Below are 18,164 nucleotides of genomic sequence, written 5' to 3'. Positions count from 1 at the left end.
ATCCGGCGGCATTACGGTAGGCGGGCCCGCCGCGACCCCCGTACCGGAGACCCGATGCTCGCCGACGCCACGAACGACATCCCGCAGAACGGGCCCGCCGCCGCACCGTCCGGGCGGGCGGACGTACCGGCCGAGGCGGTCGCCCCCCTGCTGCGCGGCATCGCGGTACTCCGTCACCTGACCGACGCGGACGACGGCACCCTCAGCCTCAGCGGCCTGGAGAAGGCCACCGGCCTGGCCCGTTCCACGGTCGACCGCGTCACGGCCACCCTCGCCCGCATGGGCTACGTCCGCCTCGACGGCCGCGACGTGGCCCTCGCCCCCCGCCTGATGGAACTGGGCAACGCCTACCTCGCCGCCCTCCGCCTCCCCGCCCTGCTGTCCGCCCGCGCCGACGCCCTGGCCGACGAACTGGACGAGTCGGTGTCCCTGGCGGTCGGCGACCGCGACGGCATCCGCTTCATCCACCAGGCCACGCGCCGCCGCGCGATGTCCCTCAGCTTCCGCATCGGCGATCTCCTCCCCGCCGAACGCACCGCGCCGGGCCCGCTGTTCGCCACGAAGTGGACGCAGGCCGACTGGCAGCACTGGCGCGCCCGCAGAGCGGCGGACCCCCGAGACCGCGGCTTCCCGGCCGTCCCCCCGACCGAACACCCCACGCCCCAGGAGGACTTCGAGCACCGTACGGCCAAGGCGGCCACAGATGGCTGGTCCCTGGACGACCAGCTGATCGAACCGGGCCTGGTCGCGGTCTCCGTCCCCGTGCGGGACCCCCGCACCGGCGCCCCGGCCTGCGTGGCGAGCGTGGTGAGCCACACCAGCCGCCACACGGCGGACGACCTGCGCACGACCCTGCTGCCCCGCCTCCGCGTGGCGGTGCGGTCGATGGAGGACGACCTGCGCGCCGCCCCGCCCCCGCGACCGGGCCCGCCCCCGGCCGGCCTGGCCGCCTGGACGGGCGCGTCGAAGCAGGAACTCGGCCGGGACTTCGTCGAATCCCTGGCCCGCGGCCTCACCGTACTGACGGCCTTCGGCGAGGACCGCCCGGAGCTGACCCTCTCGGAGGTCGCGAAGGCGACGGGTCTGGCCAGGGCGACAGCCCGCCGGGCCCTGATCACCCACGAACACGCGGGCCTGGTACGGCAGACCCCCGACCACGCCTTCACCCTCACCCCCCGGGTCCTCTCCCTCGGCTTCCCACCCCTCTCCCGCACCTCCCTCCCCCAGATCGCCCAGCCCCACCTGACCGCCCTCGCCGCCCGCGTCCACGAGTCGACCGCACTGGCCGTCCTGTCCGACTCGGGCGAGGAGATCCAGTACACGGCCAGGGCATCCGTGAGCCGCGTGCTGAGCGCCCGGATCGCGGTCGGCACCCGCCTCCCCGCCCGGACGACCTCCCTGGGCCGCGTCCTCCTCTCCCTCCCGGAGACCCGGTCGGCGGGCTACTCCCTGATCGACGAGGAACTGGAGGCCGGCCTGCGCTCCCTCGCCGTCCCGGTCCACGACCGGGAGGGCCGGGTGGTCGCCGCGGTGAACGTGGCGATGCACGCCGCCCGCCGCACGGCAGCGGCCTGCGTGACGGACGTCCTCCCGCCCCTCCGCGAAACCGCCGCCCGCATCGAGGCCGACCTACGCGTCGCCGGCCGCTTCCGCACGGTCCCCCTGGCCTGACCAACCGCTACACTGTCGGCGGCGGCACCGCACCTTGCCGCCATGCCTTCGTAGCTCAGGGGATAGAGCACCGCTCTCCTAAAGCGGGTGTCGCAGGTTCGAATCCTGCCGGGGGCACAGAGAGAAGGGCCGGCTCAGGAGGGGTTTCCTCCCGCTGGCCCTTCGTCGTGTCCGGGGTCGTGCCACACGCGTGCCAGTACGCGCACTCACGAGTTGAGAGCAACCGCGCCGAGAAACTTGGCCCACAAGCATGATCGCCTCATGAGGGGCCGCCACTCACGCACCTCGCGAATGGCGAGGATCCGTAGGCGGAGCCGAGTTGTTCAGCCTGTGATGGGAGCCCGGCTCAACATCTTGAGCACGTCCTCAACAGACACTGTGAGTCCCGCAACTCCTCGTATCCGGCAACAACCTCATTCGGATCCAAGCCTGCCTCTTGCGCCTTGTTACGCAGTTCAGCAAGGTCGATGCCATTCGTAAGCGCCTGCTTAGCGGCCGCGGCGTCCTGATGCTGGAGCCGCTTGGCAGCTTCCTGCAGACCACGCCTCACATGTACCACCCGCCGACGAGAGAGTCTGCCGCACGATCGGGTGACGGCGGCGACGCTGACCTGGGCCTTCTCGCGCCGGAGTCGGGTGATGGCTTCGCGGACCCGCTGGAGGGCAGTCTCGGTCTCGTGGCAGCGGGCGGCCAGGGCAGCGGCCGTGCGGGGTTATGGAACCACTGCGGTCTTCATGCGATGTCCTGTTCGAGAGCGTCGCCTTCGGTTGTGCACGTATCGCTGTACTCGTCCTGCTCGTCGTTGCCCGCGTCGGCGAGGTCGGCGGCGCGGAAGGCCGTGGACCACACGCGGTGGAAGTAGTCCTGGGGTTTGCGCAGGTCCAGGGCGAGGGCGTCGTCCAGGAGGCCGAGGCCGGCCAGGGCCTTCTCCAATCCGTCGATGGCGCGGGCGGTAATCTCGAAGTAGCGGTGGAGGTAGTCGTGATGGTCCCGTCAGACCCGCTGACTAACCTGGCGGCATGGACGAGCGATGCATGCACGACTTAGTTGTCCAACAGTGCGTGGACTGCGCTCCTGTCCCCGAGGGCCTGGTCAAGTTCGTCTACATCACAGCCGGGGGCGAGGTCTTCCACCGCTCTTCGGCCTGTAAGGCCCTGGAGGATGGGCAGGAGTACGCCCTGAGTGTGGGTATGGACACTCATCCTCGGCGTCGTGTCGCGTTGGCCGAAGCAACGGCGGAGGGACGTGGCGCGTGCGCCTATTGCTTCTGGGACTACCAACCCAGATGAGGAGCAAGAGGTGAAGCCTGGATCGCTCGGATCGACATCCACGGCTGTCATCAACGAGGCCGGTCAGCGACGTACATCAGCGTCTCTGTCCGGCCGCCGCACCAGTCCACAACAGCAGTTGGGACGGGCTCGGACCGAACTCCTGACGCGGGTGTCGCAGGTTCGAACCCTGCCGGGGGCACAACGCGTCACGGCGCTGACCCGGGGTCAATTCCCCAATTATACCGGCAGGTGCGGAAGCGACTCACGAAGGCGCACAGAGAAACACAGGTCAGAGGCCACCATGGGACCTCCGTGGACACCACGGAGGGCCCTTCGCTCGATGGGAACATCCCGGGAACAGCACGAGGAGGGGTTCAGGCAGCTTCACGCGACCGGTGGTGCACCGGAACCGCTCAGCCTTCCCAGTCCTCGTCCTCGCCGCCGCGCATGTGACGCCAACCCTTGACATTCACCAGTGCGCTGCGTGCCAGCTCGGCGTACTGCCCCGGGCAGTCCCACAGCTCGCGGGCCGAGAGTTCGGCGGGTACGGGGGTGTCCGGGTGTTCCTCGGGCGCGTACAGGTGGACCACCGCGCGGTACCGGGACTGCACGGTGGCCTCGGCGGTGGACCAGGGGTGACGGGAGTGCTCGCAGGAGACGTCCAGGTCGATGGTGTCGAGGGCCGCGGCCAGATCGCGGGCGTACGAGGGCGGCAGCCCCTCGTACGTCTGGGCGATGCCCATCCACATGCACAGGAACAGGCCGAGCCGTTCCTCGTCCCGCACCTGCCCGGACAGCCAGCGGCGGGCGGACCACAAGGCGACTGGGCCGGTGTTGTCCTCCCAGGTACGCCGGATCGACTCCTGCATGGCGACGACGTCCACGCCGCCGCCGTCGCGGATGAACTGCGCGTCGAGGTGGGAGACGTCGATGTCGCCGAATATCTCCTGGTGTGCCTCGCGTATGTGGGCGGCGGCCTGGTCGGCGAGGCCGGCGAGGAACCCCTCGCAGTCGAACGCGGCCAGTTCCTCGTCATTGAGACCGCAGTCCTCGGCGAATACGGCGCGGCCGGCCTCGGTCAGCATGCTCACCCCGGCCTCGGCACCGTACTCCGAGTCCAGATCCGCAGGGTGGGCTCCGGCCGGGCAGGTACAGGACGTCGGGTCGAGCGTGGCGCGGATCCCGTCCAGGACCTCCGTGTACGTCGTGTACAGCGACTTGCTGAAGATGCGTGCCGAGACGTACCCGCAGGTGGCATACAGCAGGATCGTGTACCCGGTCAGCTCCCGGCGTCCTTCCGGAGTGCCGTTGCGGTCGAGCGTCTCCGCCGCGTCACCGGCAAGGACAGCGAGGGCCGGTTCCGGGTCCACAGAGGGGTAGTCGCTGATGATCCCTGAAAGGTCGGAGATCAGTTCGCTGTGGTCGGCGGGCAGGGTGGGCGTCACTTCAGTCACATGCGTAACCGACGCCGCGGTGTGCGGACCGGTTCCCCGGGTGACGGCCACCTTCCCGGTGGAGATGGACCTCGGCCAGGTCTGACCCACGCCGCTGCTCAGCGCCGGCAGCGCGTGAGCGATGCGTGCGACGTTGACGCCGCCCTCGTCGCAGCCTGCCACCGGTTGCCCGGAGCGCGTACCGGGGAACGACTCCCTTCTGTCCACCGCCTCACTGCCACCGGCACCATCCCACCATGATCAAGACCGTCGGCCTGCCGACGTTCAGCAGTCTTGACGAGTACGAACGATCCGACCGGGATCAAGCTGCCGGGCCCGTCGGCCAGCCCGCTGGATCGCGATGGCTGGTCGGGGGAGCGGCCCCGTGCGGGTCTGGGTCGCCCGGCGACTGTACGACTGCTGACACCTGCCGCACGTCAAGGACGCATGGACCCGACCTGGCTTCTGCGCACGGCTCGGCGACGGCCCGCGGACCGGACAACGAAGCGCTGATGACGGAGACCGCACCCTTCGGCTGGACCGCCGATCAGGTGATCACGGATGCCTGTTCCGTCGTCACCCGACACCCCGGGTGCCGGGGCCCGCTCGACCGGGACGAACCTCTCGCAGTACCTCGCGCGTCCCTGGGCCCGTTACCGAGGCGGCACGACCGCCATCAGCCCTCGGGCGGCGCTACCGCCCCCGGCCCTGGTCGCGCGGCACGGGACCGATGTCCGCGTGGCGGCCGGTGTGAACCGACGCATGACGCTGCCCCGGGCCGGGGCCCGACCGCGCGGCCAGGGCATCGGCGACGGCACCGGTGGCGAAGGCGTACACCGTCTTGTGCAGCAGGTCGACGACCAGTTCGCGGCGCGGCCAGGTTTCGGGTGGGGCGCCGACGCCGGTGGCGTTCTCCAGGATCTGGTCGCTGGTGAGCCGGACGACGGCGAACTTCCCCGACGACCAGGGCCCGCGCAGCCCGGCGTGTGCCATCACCGACCGCAGCACGCCGAGGAGGGCGCCCTGGCCGACGTGCATGGCCAGGTTCACCGGCACGGGCTGGCGACCCGGGTTCTCCCGCATGCCGGTGAGGCGTCTCAGGGTGCGGGCGGGGACGTGGGAGTCGGGCCGGCCGGTCAGCCGTTGCTCCGCCTTCTCGCCCAGCGTCATCACCAGCACTCCGGTCGTACCGGCCAGCAGCCCCTGCCACAACGCGCGCTTCATCATGCCGCAGCGAGTACCCAGCGCGCCCCGGCTCACCTACTCCCCGGCCTCGTCAGGCCGCCAGCGGCTTGTCCGGGAGGCCGCGGGCGGCCGGACGGCGGCCGCGAGTCACGGATGCGGAGGGCATTCACAGACGGAGGCAGGCCGTCCCGCGCCCGCTCATCGGGCCAAAGTGCACAGCACACCGCTGACACCTGCCGCGCAGGCCAGCCCGCACGACGCCCAGACGCAATACCGTCTGAGCAGGTCGCGTCGCAGTTGGAGGTACCGGTCCTCGTACTCCCGTCTCAGCTCCTCGGCACGTTCCAGGCTTGCCTCGAACAGCTGACGCGAGAGGCGCAGGCGGCGGCTGACGTAGTGCCGCGTGAGGTCCTCCGCCTGGGCGGTGGTCAGCCAGGGCAGGGCTTGGCAGAGTGCCTGAGCCTCCCGGTGTGCGTCGTGCCGGTGTTGCCGGGCCAAGAGGAAGCCCTCCGCCTCCGCCGCGATGGCCGAGGCCGGACCGGGGAACGGACCACGGACGTCCGGGTTCGTCATCTCTCGCCCTTGTGACCGCTCGTGTCCAGCGCGTCGCGTTGCCCGGTGTTCTCCGCCTGGTCGAGGCTGGCCAGGTGGGGGTGGTGCAGGTCGAAGGCGGGAGACTCGGAGCGCACCCGGGGAAGGGTGACGAAGTTGTGGCGGGGCGGCGGGCAGGAGGTGGCCCACTCCAGCGAGCGTCCGTACCCCCAGGGGTCGTCGACCTCGATCCGCTTGCCGTGCTTGGCGGTCTTCCACACGTTGTAGAGGAAGGGCAGCGTGGACAGGCCCAGGAGGAAGGCACCGATGGAGGAGATGGTGTTGAGTGCGGTGAAGCCGTCGGCGGCGAGGTAGTCGGCGTAGCGGCGGGGCATGCCCTCGGTGCCGAGCCAGTGCTGGACCAGGAACGTCGTGTGGAAGCCCACGAACAGTGTCCAGAAGTGCACTTTCTCCAGCCGGGTGTCGAGCATGGTGCCCGTCATCTTCGGCCACCAGAAGCTGAACCCCGCGAACATCGCGAACACGATCGTGCCGAAGAGGACGTAGTGGAAGTGGGCCACGACGAAATAGCTGTCGGTGACGTGGAAGTCGATCGGCGGGGAGGCCAGCAGCACGCCGGTCAGGCCGCCGAAGAGGAACGTGACCAGGAAGCCGGCCGCCCACAGCATCGGCGGCTCGAACGACAGGGAGCCCCGCCACATCGTGCCGATCCAGTTGAAGAACTTCACCCCGGTGGGGACGGCGATCAGGAAGCTCATGAACGAGAAGAACGGCAGCAGCACGGCTCCGGTGGCGAACATGTGGTGCGCCCACACCGTCACCGACAGGCCGGTGATGGCGATGGTGGCACCGATCAGGCCCATGTAACCGAAGATCGGCTTCCGCGAGAAGACCGGGATGATCTCGGTGATCACCCCGAAGAAGGGCAGGGCGAGGATGTACACCTCGGGGTGACCGAAGAACCAGAAGAGGTGCTGCCAGAGGATCGCCCCGCCAGTCTCCGGATCGAAGACGTGGGCGCCGAACTGGCGGTCCGCCTCCAGTACCAGCAGGGCGGCCGCCAGCACCGGGAAGGCCAGCAGGACGAGCACCGAAGTCAGCAGCACGTTCCAGGTGAAGATCGGCATCCGGAACATGGTCACGCCGGGCGCCCGCATGCAGATGATGGTCGTGATGAAGTTGACCGCACCGAGGATGGTGCCGAAACCGGACAGCGCCAGTCCCATGATCCACAGGTCGCCCCCGGTGTACGGGGTGCGCTCGCCCCCGCTCAGCGGGGGGTAGGCGGTCCAGCCGAAGTCGGCGGCGCCCTGCGTGGTGAGGAAGCTGCCGAGCACGATCAGGCCGCCGAAGGCGAACAGCCAGTACGACAGCATGTTCAGCCTCGGGAACGCGACGTCCGGGGACCCGATCTGCAACGGCATGATCGCGTTGGCGAAACCGGCGAACGTGGGAGTGGCGAACAGCAGCAGCATGATCGTGCCGTGCATGGTGAACGACTGGTTGTACTGCTCGGCCGACACGATCTGGAGCCCGGGCCGCGCCAGCTCCGCCCGCACGATCATCGCCAGCACTCCCCCGACCAGGAAGAACGCGAACGAGGTGATCAGGTAAAGGTGACCGATCTTCTTGTGGTCGGTCGTGGTCAACCAAGTGACCACCACGTGGCCCCGGCCACGGCGCTCGGCCACCGGGACGGGAGCCACCGGCTCGGTATGGGTCGCCATCACGTTCCTCACTCGACAGAGCGCCTGGTCGGCCGTTCGACGGCGACGGTCCGCCTCTCCGGCCCCGCGTTTCGGGCAGCGCTGAGCCAACCCTCGTGGAACCTAGTCCCGTCCGGTACGCGACCGCGCCCGCACGCGGCCCATCTCGGGCCGAACGGCCGCATATTTCAGTCGGGCGGGTGACGTGCCGGAGGGCTCCTCGCACTTCACGGCCCCGCCTCGCCCCGAACCGGCCCCGTCGGTCGGCAGATGCCCGGGCGGAATACGACCACGCCCGCGCCCTGCGAAGCGCCACACGGGCGACGCTCCGCGAGCCCGCACCAAGCGACGGTCCGTCGCCGGCGACGCTTCTCGAACCGCGTTCCCGGTCACCATCGCGGCCACCCGCTGGCACCTGCTCCGCCACCACGACCAGGCCATCACGACCAGCAGATCGCCGCCGCCCAACAGGCCCCTGCTCCACCTGCAAGCCACCCTTCGACAGGATGGCAGCGGCGCCCCACGTGTGGCCCCGAGCTGGGGTTCGTCAAGTTGGTCTTCAGGACGAGCCGCTCTGGTCGCCGCAACGCCGACGAGGCGGCCGCCGGACCACCGGACCGCCTCGCCGGATCAACCCACCGGTCAGCCTCGGACGATGTTCTGCGCCTGCGGGCCCTTCTGCCCCTGCCCCATCTCGAAGGTGACGTGCTCTCCTTCTGTCAGTTCGCGGTACCCACTGCCGCTGATCTCGGAATAGTGCGCGAAGACATCCGGGCCTCCGCCGTCCTGCTCGATGAAACCGAAGCCCTTTTCAGAGTTGAACCACTTCACGGTGCCGCTGGCCATACTGTCGATCCTTCATTCATTCCCGGGAACAGCCCAGCTCCGAGCGTGTTCCAGCCCCTGGGTAACAGGAGCTGCATCTTCGAGTACCCCTTGAGGTCCCGCCTACCCGGTTCGGATGTGAACCTGCAGATGATTGCTACTGGCGGGCCTCTGGCCATGGTCAGCATCCGGCACCGAGTGCCGGACGAACCTCATCCACCTGATTGCGGGCCGTCGGCGCTGACCGGGTCGACGCGTTGACTCCCTGCTGCCCGAAAGCGCCCAGCACCGAGGCCGCTGCGGGCTCGGACACACGTTCTCACTGGTCATCGCCGCATTTTCCATGATCGGGAGTTACACCGAACGATGCGCAGTTCCACAGGGCGCCATGTCGGGCGAAGGCTACTGGCGCCCGGTGATCGGCTGCTGTGCGGAAGAGCGGGCCGGAGCCTGAGAGAGTGGGGACATGGATATCGAACGCCGCAACAATGTCACCGTCACCGGCAACCCCCGTGGCCGGGCGGTGGTGCTGGCTCATGGGTTCGGTTGTGATCAGAACATGTGGCGTCTGACCGTGCCTGCTCTGGCTGAGGACTACCGGGTGGTGCTGTTCGACTACGTCGGTGCGGGCCGCTCCGACCTGTCCGCGTTCTCCGAAAGCCGTTACGCCTCATTGGACGGTTACGCCCGTGATGTGGTGGAGGTGTGCGAAGCGCTCGATCTGCGCGATGCGGTGTTCGTGGGCCACTCGGTCAGCGCGATGATCGGCGTGCTGGCCGCCGGAACGGCTCCGGAGCGCATCGGGGCGCTGGTGATGGTCGCGCCGTCTCCGCGGTACATCGACGACGCGAGCTACCGGGGCGGCTTCAGTGCGGAAGACATCGACGAACTGCTGGAGTCCCTGGAATCGAACTACCTGGGCTGGTCGGCTGCGATGGCGCCCGTGATCATGGGGAACGCGGACCGGCCCGAGCTCGGTGAGGAACTGACGAACAGCTTCTGCGCCACCGACCCGGACATGGCACGGGTCTTCGCCCGCACCACGTTCCTGTCCGATTCGCGGGACGACCTGAAGGCCGTGACGGTGCCGACACTGATCCTGGAGTGCACCCAGGATGTGATCGCCCCCCGGGAGGTCGGCGCCTTCGTTCACCAGATGATCGCGGGCTCCGAGCTGGTCACGCTCGATGCCACGGGGCACTGTCCACACCTTTCCGCGCCCGAGGCCACCAACGGGGCGATCACCGACTTCCTTGCGCGCCTGCGGTGATGTGCCGCAACGGGCCGGACCCCGACTGCGGGAAGAAGTCGTCTGCGCCATTCGCCGCCCTGCTGGAGGACAGCGTCGAGGAACTGTACGAGAACGCGCCCTGCGGTTATCTGTCCACGCTGATGGACGGCACCATCGCCAAGATCAACGCGACCCTCCTGGACTGGATCGGCCTGGAGGCCGACGCGGTGGTGGGCCGGATGCACTTCACCGACCTGCTGACCGTGGGCGGCAAGCTGTACCACGAGACGCACTTCGCCCCCCTGCTGCAGATGCGGGGCGAGATCAGCGGCATAGCCCTGGAGATCAAGCAGGCCGGAGGCGGCCGTATCCCAGTACTCGTGTCCTCCGTGGTCAAGCACGGCGGGAACGGCGAGCCCTTGCTGATCCGCACCACGGTCTTCGACGCCCGGGACCGCCGTGCGTACGAGCAGGAGCTCCTGCGGGCCCGTAGAGCGGCCGAGCAGGCACACAAGCAGGCGGAGGCCGACCGGGCCCGGCTGCAGGACGCGCTGGCGGTACTGCAGCAGTCGCTGCTGCCCGCCACCCTGCCCTCGGTGCCTGGGATGGAAGCGGCAGCCCATTACCGCACCGCCTCTCCGGATCGGCTCGGCGGCGATTTCTACGACCTCTTCGCCATCGCCGGCGATCGCTTCGCCTTCTTCCTCGGCGACGTGTGCGGCAAGGGCCCACAGGCTGCCGCCGTCACCTCACTGATCCGCTACACCCTGCGGGCCGCAGCCCTGCACGACCCCGATCCCGTTGCCGCGCTGAAGACGCTGAACCACGTACTTCACGAGCGCTACACCGGTGACGACCCGCGCTACTGCACCACCATCTTCGGCACTCTCGAGCCCCACCCCACAACGGGAGAAGCCACCGTCCGCATCGCCTCCGGCGGCCACCCGCCGGCGCTCGTCCTGCGCGCCGACTACCTGCCCACCCCCGGCGGCCTCCTCGTCGGCGTCCTGCCGACCGCACCCTTCACCGCCGCCACCACCACGCTCGGCCCCGGCGACGCCCTTGTTCTGTACACCGACGGACTGACCGAGGCCCGCACGGGCGAGGACCGCACCTCCCTCTACGGGGACGAGGCCCTGCTCGAGTTCGCCTCCAGTCACGCGGGCAAGTCCGCGCCATCCGTCATCCGCGCATTGACGGACCTGCTGGACGACTTGGGTGACGGCCTCGACGACGACACCGCTCTCCTCGCCCTCGGCGTGCCCGCCTCACCTCCACCGACAAGAAGAAACGCATGAACCCGATGAGGATCACCACCCGAGACGCCGCCACCGGTCCCGTACTGGGCATCTTCGGGGACCTCGACTACACCACCGTCGGTGAGCTGCGCGAACGGCTCACCGCACTCACCCTCCGCCCAGGCCAGCGCCTCGTCCTCGACCTGGCCGGGATGACGTTCTGCGACTCCAGCGGCATCACCGCCCTGATCGCAGCCCGCAACCACGCCGATGCCTTCCATGCCGACATCGCACTCGCCGCCGTACCCGCCAACACCCTCCGTGTGCTGCGCATGGTCGGCCTCGACCAGATCTTCCCCCTCCACCCCGACAGCGACGCCGCCACCCGGCCCTGAACCGCGGAAGACGACACGACTTCGATGAGCGGGGGTCTGACGATCGAGCGGGGGCAACTGCGGTGGTCAGGGCTGTTGGCGGGCGGCTGGCAGGCAGCTCCTCGTCGCCGTCGCGGCCACCCTCCGGCACCGGATCCGTCACCACGACCAACAGGGCGCCGGCGCCCGCCACCGTCACAGCCTTCGCGAAGGCCGTGACCGCCGTCCCGCACGTCCCGCGGGCCCAGCGCCTGTTCGGCGAGCCCGACCACCTCCTGCGCGTCACGGCCACGGACCTGGCCTCCTCACAGGAGCTGTCGACCAGCAGCTCGCCCGGTTTTCCGGCGTCCAGTGTCTGACCTGCACCCTCGTCATGAAGGACGTCGTCCAGGACAGACCACCCGCCCGGGCAGTCACCACCCCGATCCCCGACCACCGGCCGCAGCCGCTTGAGCAGTCGGCGTCGGGAGGTCGACGACCGGCTGCCGTCCATGAGCCGGTGAGGCGCGGACACGCTCGCCGATGAGCACGGCACCGCACGCTCTATTGGCCCACTAGAGGGGGAACCGAGCGGCCTGCGGGTGTGTGCGGTGGCTGGAAAGTGCCCGTCGTGAACAGACTGAGGACCACGTCTGTGCTCGTCGCCTGAAACGGGGTACCCCCAGCGGCGCGCGGATCCCCCTCGTTCTCAGGAGGCACGCCCCATGACGTTCAATCCCCTGGAGCAGCGGGGTATCCCGCTGGACCGCCAGCTACGCAGCTGGCGTGAGCTGAACGTGGATCCGATCGACCCGGACCACTGCGACCCGTACACCCGCTGCCGGATCATCACGATGAACGGGATCGAGGTGGAGGCGATCCTGTTCAGCCACCAGCTGGCGCGGAACACGGTCGATCCGGAGGTCAAGCGGCAGCTGGCGCGGGTGCGCTACATCGAGGCACAGCAGCAGAAGGTGGTGAACTGGCTGCTGCCGGGTGTCTCCTCGGTGCTGGAGACGACGATCGCGTACGAGCAGGTCGCGGTGGACCTGACGGCGTGGGTGGCGCGGATGGAGCCGGACCCGTACCTGAAGCAGGCGTACCAGTTCGGTGTGCTGGAGGACTTCGACCATCTGTACCGGTACGCGAACCTGTACGAGATGATCGAGCACCGCAAGGCGGAGTCGATCGTCGACAACCTGACCGAGGTCATGCCCGGCCGGCCCACCCGGTTCCACCACCGGAACCCGGTCGACAACGTCCGCGACCCGTACGCCAAGGACCAGACCGACCCGCTCTCGAAGCTGCACGCGCTGACGATCATGTCGGCGGAGCAGCAGACCATGAACTTCTACATGAACACCGGCCCCACCTACATGGAGCCGATCGCCCGTCAGCTCTACCAGGAGATCGGGCTGATCGAGGAGGAGCACGTCACGCACTACGAGTCCCTCGTGGACCCGGGGGAGACGTGGTGGGAGCAGCTGGTCAACCACGAGTACAACGAGTGCTACCTCTACTACTCCTTCATGGAGCAGGAGAGCGACCCCAAGGTCAAGGCGATCTGGGAGCTGCACCTGAACATGGAGCTGGAGCACCTGCACGCCGCCTGCGACCTGATGCGCCGCCATGACGGCCGCGATCCCGCCTCCGTGCTCGCCCCCGAGCTGCCCAACGTGCTCACCTTCGAGCCGAACAAGGGCTACCTGCGCGAGCTGCTCGACACGCAGATGGACCTGACCACGCTCGGCGCCGGCTACGTACGTGAGGCGCACGAGCGGTTCGAGAAGATGCAGGAGCAGATCCACGGCGGCGAGGCACCTCCGAGCGACCGGGTCATGACCGAGCACGACGAGATGTTCGGCCGCGAGTACCGCGTCCAGACCGAGGGCGAGCACCCCGACCCGACGCAGCGCGAGAAGTAGGGGAGGGTCGACATGTCCGAGCTGCACACCCCGCAGGCCGGGGACGACATGGCCAGGGACGATGACGTCGTCGCGTTGCTGATGCGCCAGCACGGTGACATCCGCAACCTCTTCGACGAGGTCGAGGCGAGCACGGGTGAGGAACGCCGGGACGCCTTCCGCCGCCTGGTGCGGCTGCTGGCGGTGCACGAGACCGCCGAGGAAGAGGTCGTGCACCCCTTCGCCCGTAAGGGCTTTCCCGGCGGCGAGCAGGTGGTGAAGGACCGTCTCGCCGAGGAGAAGGCGGCCAAGGAGACGCTGGCCGGGCTCGACGAGATGGACACCGACGACCCGAAGTTCATGCCCCGGCTGCTCAGGCTGCGCCAGGACGTCCAGGCCCACGCCCGGGCCGAGGAACGCTACGAGTTCACCCACATCCGCCGCAGCACCGACGTCACCGGTCTCGCCGCGATGGCGAAGGCCATCAAGGCCGCCGAGGCGATGGCCCCTACCCGGCCCCACCCGGGCGTCGAGTCAGGAGCGAAGAACATGGCCCTGGGACCGGTCGCTGCACTCATGGACCGCACCAAGGACACCGTCCGCAAAGCCATGGGCAAGTAGGTTCGGCACATCCGCGTCCCGGGCCGGGCTCATGGGCCCGGGACGCTCCCCTCCACGGTCCGCAGACGGACCGTGGAGGGGAGAAGCTCATGAAATCGACGAGTCACTGATCCGAGAGCTCCTCGCCGCACCGTCGGATCGCCGCCGGCCTGCCATCACGTCCTGAAGGCGCGCGTGGTCCACTCCTCGGCCGACCATGCGGCAGGGTCACCCGGCGCCCTCGCCCTGTGGCGCGTGTTCCGCCGCGTCCCGCAGACCGCCCGGTGTCGCGATCAGCCCATGCCACGCGCGGTGCGATGTCGAGGGCAGGTGTGTCGGACGCCGACGCAGCACAGGCACGTACAGCGTCGTCCGGGGCGTTGACCGCCTCTTCGAACAGCACGGGAGCGACGGATCCTGCGGGGTCCGGGCGGCGTGCTCGTTCCCTGCTCCCGCCCCATGCCGGGACACCAGACCAAGCAGCCGGTTGGCCTCGTCCCGGCTCAGCGAAGGTTCGCACGGGTGCCGAGGCGGGCAGAACGGGCGGCCTCGGCCCCTCCTTGACGGGCTCCCTCGCGCCCCGGACACGGGCAGAGGGCCGTCGGACCCCATCCGCGATGCGACCAGTACCGGCATCGAGGCCCTCGCCGCCGAGATCGACGCCCGGGGAGACATAAGTGTGCATTGCACGTATCCCGGCGTCCCCATAACGGTCCGGTCTCACGTACCGAGATTTTGGCTGGTCACGGTTGGTTATGTGACTTGTATCACTAAACTCTCGGCAAAGTCGTGGTAGAACGTCGCAACTCCGCAGGTGACTGGGCCCACCACCACGCTGTGGAGGGACGGCAGCCATCAGCAGCACCACCCGGCGAGATCACGGTCCGGAACCGCACCGTGCGGCCGGGTTCGCCCACCGGACAACGACGTTCGCTCAGAGACCGCCCTTCCCCTCCCCCGGCGGGAGCCCCCGGCCCGTCGGCACCGCTCCACGAGGTAGCCAAGTGTCACTCGAATCCGTCACCAAGTCCGTCGACGAAGCCGTCAGCGGATTCTTCGAACCCATAGCCAGTTGGCTGGGAGAGGTCGTCTTCTACGCCGTTCCCGTCGGCGGCACCGACCTGCCCCTCATCGTCACCTGGCTCGTCGTCGCCGGCCTGGTCTTCACCGGCTGGTTCGGGTTCATCCAGATCCGCAAGTTCCGACTCGCCGTCGACGTGGTGAGGGGGAAGTACGACGAGAAGGGCTCGGCCGGCGAGGTCAACCACTTCCAGGCGCTGACCGCCGCCGTCTCCGGCACGGTCGGCCTCGGCAACATCGCCGGCGTGGCCGTCGCCGTCTCCATCGGCGGCCCCGGCGCCACGTTCTGGATGATCCTGTGCGGCCTGCTCGGCATGGCCACCAAGTTCGTCGAGGTCACCCTCGGCGTGAAGTACCGCGAGGTGCACGCCGACGGCACCGTGTCCGGCGGCCCGATGCACTACCTGCCCAAGGGCCTGGCCGAGCGCTTCGGCAAGAACGGCCGGACCCTCGGCAAGGTCCTCGCGGTCCTCGCCTCCTTCATGATCCTCTTCTTCGGCCTCTTCGGCGGCAACCTCTTCCAGGTCAACCAGTCCTACGCGCAGCTGGTCTCCGTCACCGGCGGCGAGGACGGCGCCATCGGCTCCTCCGCCGGCGCCCTGTTCTTCGGCATCCTGGTCGCCGCGCTGGTCGGCATCGTGCTCCTCGGCGGCATCCGCTCCATCGCCAACGTCACCAGCAGGCTCGTTCCCGCCATGGCCGGCATCTACATCGTCGCCTGCCTGGTCGTGATCCTGGCGAACGTCACCGCCGTCCCGGACGCCGTCACCGCCATCGTCGAACGCGCCTTCAACCCCCAGGGTGTCGCCGGCGGTGTGCTCGGCGCGCTGATCATCGGCTTCAAGCGAGCCGCCTTCTCCAACGAGGCGGGCCTGGGCTCCGCCCCGATCGCCCACTCCGCGGTCAAGACCAAGCACCCCGCGAGCGAGGGTCTGGTCGCCCTGCTGGAACCGTTCATCGACACCGTCGTCATCTGCACCATGACCGCGCTGACCATCGTCATCGCCAACCCGGCCTCTCTCGGCGAGGACATCGGCGGCGTCACCATCACCTCCGACGCCTTCGAGACGGTGATGCCCTGGTTCCCGTACGTCCTGACCGTCGCGGTGATGCTGTTCGCCATCTCCACGGTGCTCACGTGGGGGTACTACGGCCTCAAGGCGTGGACGTACCTCTTCGGCCGCAGCCGGACCAGCGAGGTCACGTACAAGATCCTCTACACCGTCTTCGCCATCGCCGGATCGCTGCTGACGCTGCAGACCCTGATCGACCTGGCCGACGCGGTCCTGTTCTCGCTCGCCGTCATCAACATCATCGGGCTCTACCTCCTCGCCCCCGTCGTCAAGCGCGAACTCGACTCGTTCACGGAGTTCGTCCGGGCCCGCAAGGCGGGCGGCGGCACCGGGGGCGGCGACGACCAGGAGCCGGAGAAGACCACCGTCTGATCCGCCTCACGCGGACCGGCTCCTCGGGCACCCCCGGCCGAAGGCTGGGGGGAGGGCCCGTGCTCACCCCGCGCCTTGGTGAGCACGGGCCCTCTCGCCGTACCCGGCGAACGGGTCAGCCCCACACGGCGTCCGCGACGGCGGCTCCGAGGAAGGCGGCGCCCAGGCCGGCGACGACCCCGGCGACGACGTTGGCGGCGGCGAGGAACCTCGCGCCCTTCTCGGCCAGCCGCACAGTCTCGTAGGAGAACGTGGAGTAGGTGGTCAGCGCTCCGCAGAACCCGGTGCCGACCAGCAGCTGGAGCGAGTCGGAGGCGGCGCCGTGGGTGGCCGCGCCGGCGAGCGTGCCGAGGATCAGGCAGCCGACGACGTTGACCGTGAAGGTGCCCCACGGGAAGACGCCGTCGTGCCGGGTCTGGAGCGCGCGGTCGGCCAGGTACCGCAGCGGTGCCCCGGCCATGGCACCGGCCATGACGAGCAGCCAGTTCACTTCTGCCTCCGGGAGATCAGGCGGCGGGTGAGGCTCGCCGAGCACCACACCGCCGCGAGGGCGGCGATGACGGTGGCGGCCAGGTGGGCCAGGCCCGTGCCGGCCTCGGCGGAGCCGATCAGGTGCTGGACGTCCACGGCGTAGGTGGAGAAGGTGGTGAATCCGCCCAGGACGCCGGTGCCGAAGAAGGGGCGTACCAGCCGGTGGGCGGCCCATACGTCGGTGATGAGCACCATGAAGACGCCGATCACCGCGCAACCGGTCACGTTGACCAGCAAGGTGGTCAAGGGGAAGGCACCGGCCGCCGTGGGCCACAGCAGCGAGGCGCCGTAGCGGGCCGCGGCACCCAGGGCGCCGCCGACCGCGACCGCCGCGAGGACGGGGGCCTGTCCGTCGACGAGTTCGCGCCGCTGGGCGGGCACCGACAGGTCGATGTCGGGGTCGATGGGCTCCGAGGGGGCGATCGGCTCGGAGGAGTCGATCACCTCCGAGGAGTCGACCGCCTCTGCGGGTTCGACGAGTTCGGGGCTGTCGTGGCTCGCGGCGCGGGGCTTGCGAGGAGCTTTCGGCAACGCGGCTCTCCTACTCGTGCGGCCGCCCGGGCATGCGGACGGTCCTGGTCACCAGTAGGGACTGTTGGCGGCGTCGGTGCCGCGGTTCGGGTACGGCGAGCCCCACCGCCGCGCGACCGCCCGGACCGGGCCGGCCGCTGCCGCCCCAGGGTAGCCCAGCTCGCCCGCGCGAGGCCCGGGCCGGGCGCCCCGGGCCTCGTAGACTCGATGTCCGATATCGGTGTCGTCACTGCCGGAGGTGGGCCGGGTGCGGGAGTTCCAGCGGGGCGCGGTGCGGCTGCACATCCTGCACCACGCGGCCCGGGAGGAGATCCACGGCGCATGGATGACCGGCGAACTGGTCCGGCACGGGTACCGGATCAGTCCCGGCACCCTGTACCCGACGCTGCATCGCCTGGAGGCGGACGGACTGCTCACCTCGGAGCAGCGCGTGGTGGACGGCCGCACGCGCCGCGTCTATCGGGCGACCGAGGCGGGGAGGGCGGCCCTCGCCGAGGCCCGCAGGGCCCTGGAGGAGCTGGCCCGCGAGGTGCTCGGCGACGAGCGGCCCCGACCCGGCCGCGCGCCGGGGACTGACGTGGCTGCGTGCCGGCCGGGGACCTGAGGCC

General features: G+C 69.5%; 17 protein-coding genes and 1 tRNA gene. 10 read left to right on the top strand and 8 right to left on the bottom strand.

Annotation, left to right across the window (positions count from 1 at the left end):
* Window positions 1–54: 54 nt before the first annotated feature.
* Window positions 55–1,671 (top strand): IclR family transcriptional regulator domain-containing protein, encoded by a 1,617-nt coding sequence (locus IE142_RS16930; RefSeq protein WP_191886548.1) that lies wholly within the window; start codon window positions 55–57, stop codon window positions 1,669–1,671.
* 44 nt (window positions 1,672–1,715) lie between these two features.
* Window positions 1,716–1,788, top strand: a tRNA-Arg gene (locus IE142_RS16925).
* 615 nt (window positions 1,789–2,403) lie between these two features.
* Here IE142_RS16925 and IE142_RS16920 read toward each other — a convergent pair.
* From IE142_RS16920 to IE142_RS16895, 6 genes are all read right to left on the bottom strand, one after another.
* Window positions 2,404–2,604, bottom strand: coding sequence for a hypothetical protein (locus IE142_RS16920; protein WP_229830597.1), 201 nt, complete (start codon window positions 2,602–2,604; stop codon window positions 2,404–2,406).
* 751 nt (window positions 2,605–3,355) lie between these two features.
* Window positions 3,356–4,603: a hypothetical protein gene (locus IE142_RS16915; protein ID WP_229830595.1), complete on the bottom strand. Its 1,248-nt coding sequence runs from the start codon at window positions 4,601–4,603 to the stop codon at window positions 3,356–3,358.
* A gap of 465 nt (window positions 4,604–5,068) precedes the next feature.
* Window positions 5,069–5,602, bottom strand: coding sequence for a hypothetical protein (locus tag IE142_RS16910; RefSeq protein ID WP_191886547.1), 534 nt, complete (start codon window positions 5,600–5,602; stop codon window positions 5,069–5,071).
* Window positions 5,603–5,758: 156 nt separating this feature from the next.
* The gene (locus IE142_RS16905) at window positions 5,759–6,133 is read right to left on the bottom strand and encodes a hypothetical protein (RefSeq protein ID WP_191886546.1); all 375 of its coding nucleotides are present in this window, start codon (window positions 6,131–6,133) and stop codon (window positions 5,759–5,761) included.
* The gene (ctaD, locus tag IE142_RS16900; protein ID WP_191886545.1) at window positions 6,130–7,839 is read right to left on the bottom strand and encodes an aa3-type cytochrome oxidase subunit I; all 1,710 of its coding nucleotides are present in this window, start codon (window positions 7,837–7,839) and stop codon (window positions 6,130–6,132) included. Before ctaD ends, IE142_RS16905 begins: the two co-directional genes overlap by 4 nt.
* 621 nt (window positions 7,840–8,460) lie before the next feature.
* Window positions 8,461–8,664 carry a cold-shock protein gene (locus IE142_RS16895; RefSeq protein WP_191886544.1) on the bottom strand — a complete coding sequence of 68 codons (204 nt, stop codon included), beginning with the start codon at window positions 8,662–8,664 and terminating at the stop codon, window positions 8,461–8,463.
* Window positions 8,665–9,109: 445 nt separating this feature from the next.
* On the opposite strand from IE142_RS16895, the gene IE142_RS16890 reads away from it, so the two are divergent.
* The 7 genes from IE142_RS16890 to IE142_RS16860 all read left to right on the top strand — a co-directional run bounded on the left by IE142_RS16890 (window position 9,110) and on the right by IE142_RS16860 (window position 16,494).
* The gene (locus tag IE142_RS16890) at window positions 9,110–9,913 is read left to right on the top strand and encodes an alpha/beta fold hydrolase (protein WP_043372072.1); all 804 of its coding nucleotides are present in this window, start codon (window positions 9,110–9,112) and stop codon (window positions 9,911–9,913) included.
* Complete coding sequence (locus IE142_RS16885; RefSeq protein WP_191886543.1) at window positions 9,913–11,172, top strand: PP2C family protein-serine/threonine phosphatase; 1,260 nt, start codon at window positions 9,913–9,915, stop codon at window positions 11,170–11,172. Before IE142_RS16890 ends, IE142_RS16885 begins: the two co-directional genes overlap by 1 nt.
* Window positions 11,169–11,507: an STAS domain-containing protein gene (locus IE142_RS16880; RefSeq protein ID WP_043372068.1), complete on the top strand. Its 339-nt coding sequence runs from the start codon at window positions 11,169–11,171 to the stop codon at window positions 11,505–11,507. The genes IE142_RS16885 and IE142_RS16880 overlap by 4 nt, the downstream gene beginning before the upstream one ends.
* Window positions 11,508–11,569: 62 nt before the next feature.
* Complete coding sequence (locus IE142_RS36715) at window positions 11,570–11,845, top strand: Lrp/AsnC ligand binding domain-containing protein (protein WP_229830592.1); 276 nt, start codon at window positions 11,570–11,572, stop codon at window positions 11,843–11,845.
* Window positions 11,846–12,190: 345 nt separating this feature from the next.
* The gene (locus IE142_RS16870) at window positions 12,191–13,390 is read left to right on the top strand and encodes a hypothetical protein (RefSeq protein WP_191886542.1); all 1,200 of its coding nucleotides are present in this window, start codon (window positions 12,191–12,193) and stop codon (window positions 13,388–13,390) included.
* Between the two features lie 12 nt (window positions 13,391–13,402).
* A complete protein-coding gene (locus IE142_RS16865) occupies window positions 13,403–13,990 on the top strand; it encodes a hemerythrin domain-containing protein (protein ID WP_191886541.1) in 588 nt (195 codons plus the stop codon).
* Window positions 13,991–14,973: 983 nt separating this feature from the next.
* Window positions 14,974–16,494, top strand: coding sequence for an alanine/glycine:cation symporter family protein (locus IE142_RS16860; RefSeq protein ID WP_191886540.1), 1,521 nt, complete (start codon window positions 14,974–14,976; stop codon window positions 16,492–16,494).
* A 115-nt stretch (window positions 16,495–16,609) separates the two neighbouring features.
* On the opposite strand, the gene crcB (IE142_RS16855) is transcribed toward IE142_RS16860, so the two are convergent.
* Entirely contained in the window at window positions 16,610–16,984 is a 375-nt protein-coding gene (crcB, locus tag IE142_RS16855; protein ID WP_191886539.1) for a fluoride efflux transporter CrcB, read from the bottom strand.
* Entirely contained in the window at window positions 16,981–17,466 is a 486-nt protein-coding gene (gene crcB / locus IE142_RS16850; RefSeq protein WP_191886692.1) for a fluoride efflux transporter CrcB, read from the bottom strand. Before crcB (IE142_RS16850) ends, crcB (IE142_RS16855) begins: the two co-directional genes overlap by 4 nt.
* Before the next feature lie 310 nt (window positions 17,467–17,776).
* Between crcB (IE142_RS16850) and IE142_RS16845 the strand changes: the two genes are divergently transcribed.
* Window positions 17,777–18,160: an Rv3488 family transcriptional regulator gene (locus IE142_RS16845; protein WP_229830590.1), complete on the top strand. Its 384-nt coding sequence runs from the start codon at window positions 17,777–17,779 to the stop codon at window positions 18,158–18,160.
* The last annotated feature ends 4 nt before the right edge of the window (window positions 18,161–18,164 follow it).

This window comes from Streptomyces mutabilis (genome assembly GCF_014649815.1).
GTDB lineage: Bacteria > Actinomycetota > Actinomycetes > Streptomycetales > Streptomycetaceae > Streptomyces > Streptomyces mutabilis.
The sequence above is the reverse complement of the archived record's forward strand: the minus strand, read 5'-3'. Positions and strand labels throughout refer to the sequence as shown.

Bases quoted from the DNA above. Each gene is read 5' to 3' on its own strand.
- IE142_RS16930 (WP_191886548.1), top strand. From the start codon at position 55: ATGCTCGCCGACGCCACGAACGACATCCCGCAGAACGGGCCCGCCGCC.
- IE142_RS16910 (WP_191886547.1), bottom strand. From the start codon at position 5,602: ATGATGAAGCGCGCGTTGTGGCAGGGGCTGCTGGCCGGTACGACCGGA.
- IE142_RS16905 (WP_191886546.1), bottom strand. From the start codon at position 6,133: ATGACGAACCCGGACGTCCGTGGTCCGTTCCCCGGTCCGGCCTCGGCC.
- ctaD (WP_191886545.1), bottom strand. From the start codon at position 7,839: ATGGCGACCCATACCGAGCCGGTGGCTCCCGTCCCGGTGGCCGAGCGC.
- IE142_RS16895 (WP_191886544.1), bottom strand. From the start codon at position 8,664: ATGGCCAGCGGCACCGTGAAGTGGTTCAACTCTGAAAAGGGCTTCGGT.
- IE142_RS16890 (WP_043372072.1), top strand. From the start codon at position 9,110: ATGGATATCGAACGCCGCAACAATGTCACCGTCACCGGCAACCCCCGT.
- IE142_RS16885 (WP_191886543.1), top strand. From the start codon at position 9,913: ATGTGCCGCAACGGGCCGGACCCCGACTGCGGGAAGAAGTCGTCTGCG.
- IE142_RS16880 (WP_043372068.1), top strand. From the start codon at position 11,169: ATGAACCCGATGAGGATCACCACCCGAGACGCCGCCACCGGTCCCGTA.
- IE142_RS16870 (WP_191886542.1), top strand. From the start codon at position 12,191: ATGACGTTCAATCCCCTGGAGCAGCGGGGTATCCCGCTGGACCGCCAG.
- IE142_RS16865 (WP_191886541.1), top strand. From the start codon at position 13,403: ATGTCCGAGCTGCACACCCCGCAGGCCGGGGACGACATGGCCAGGGAC.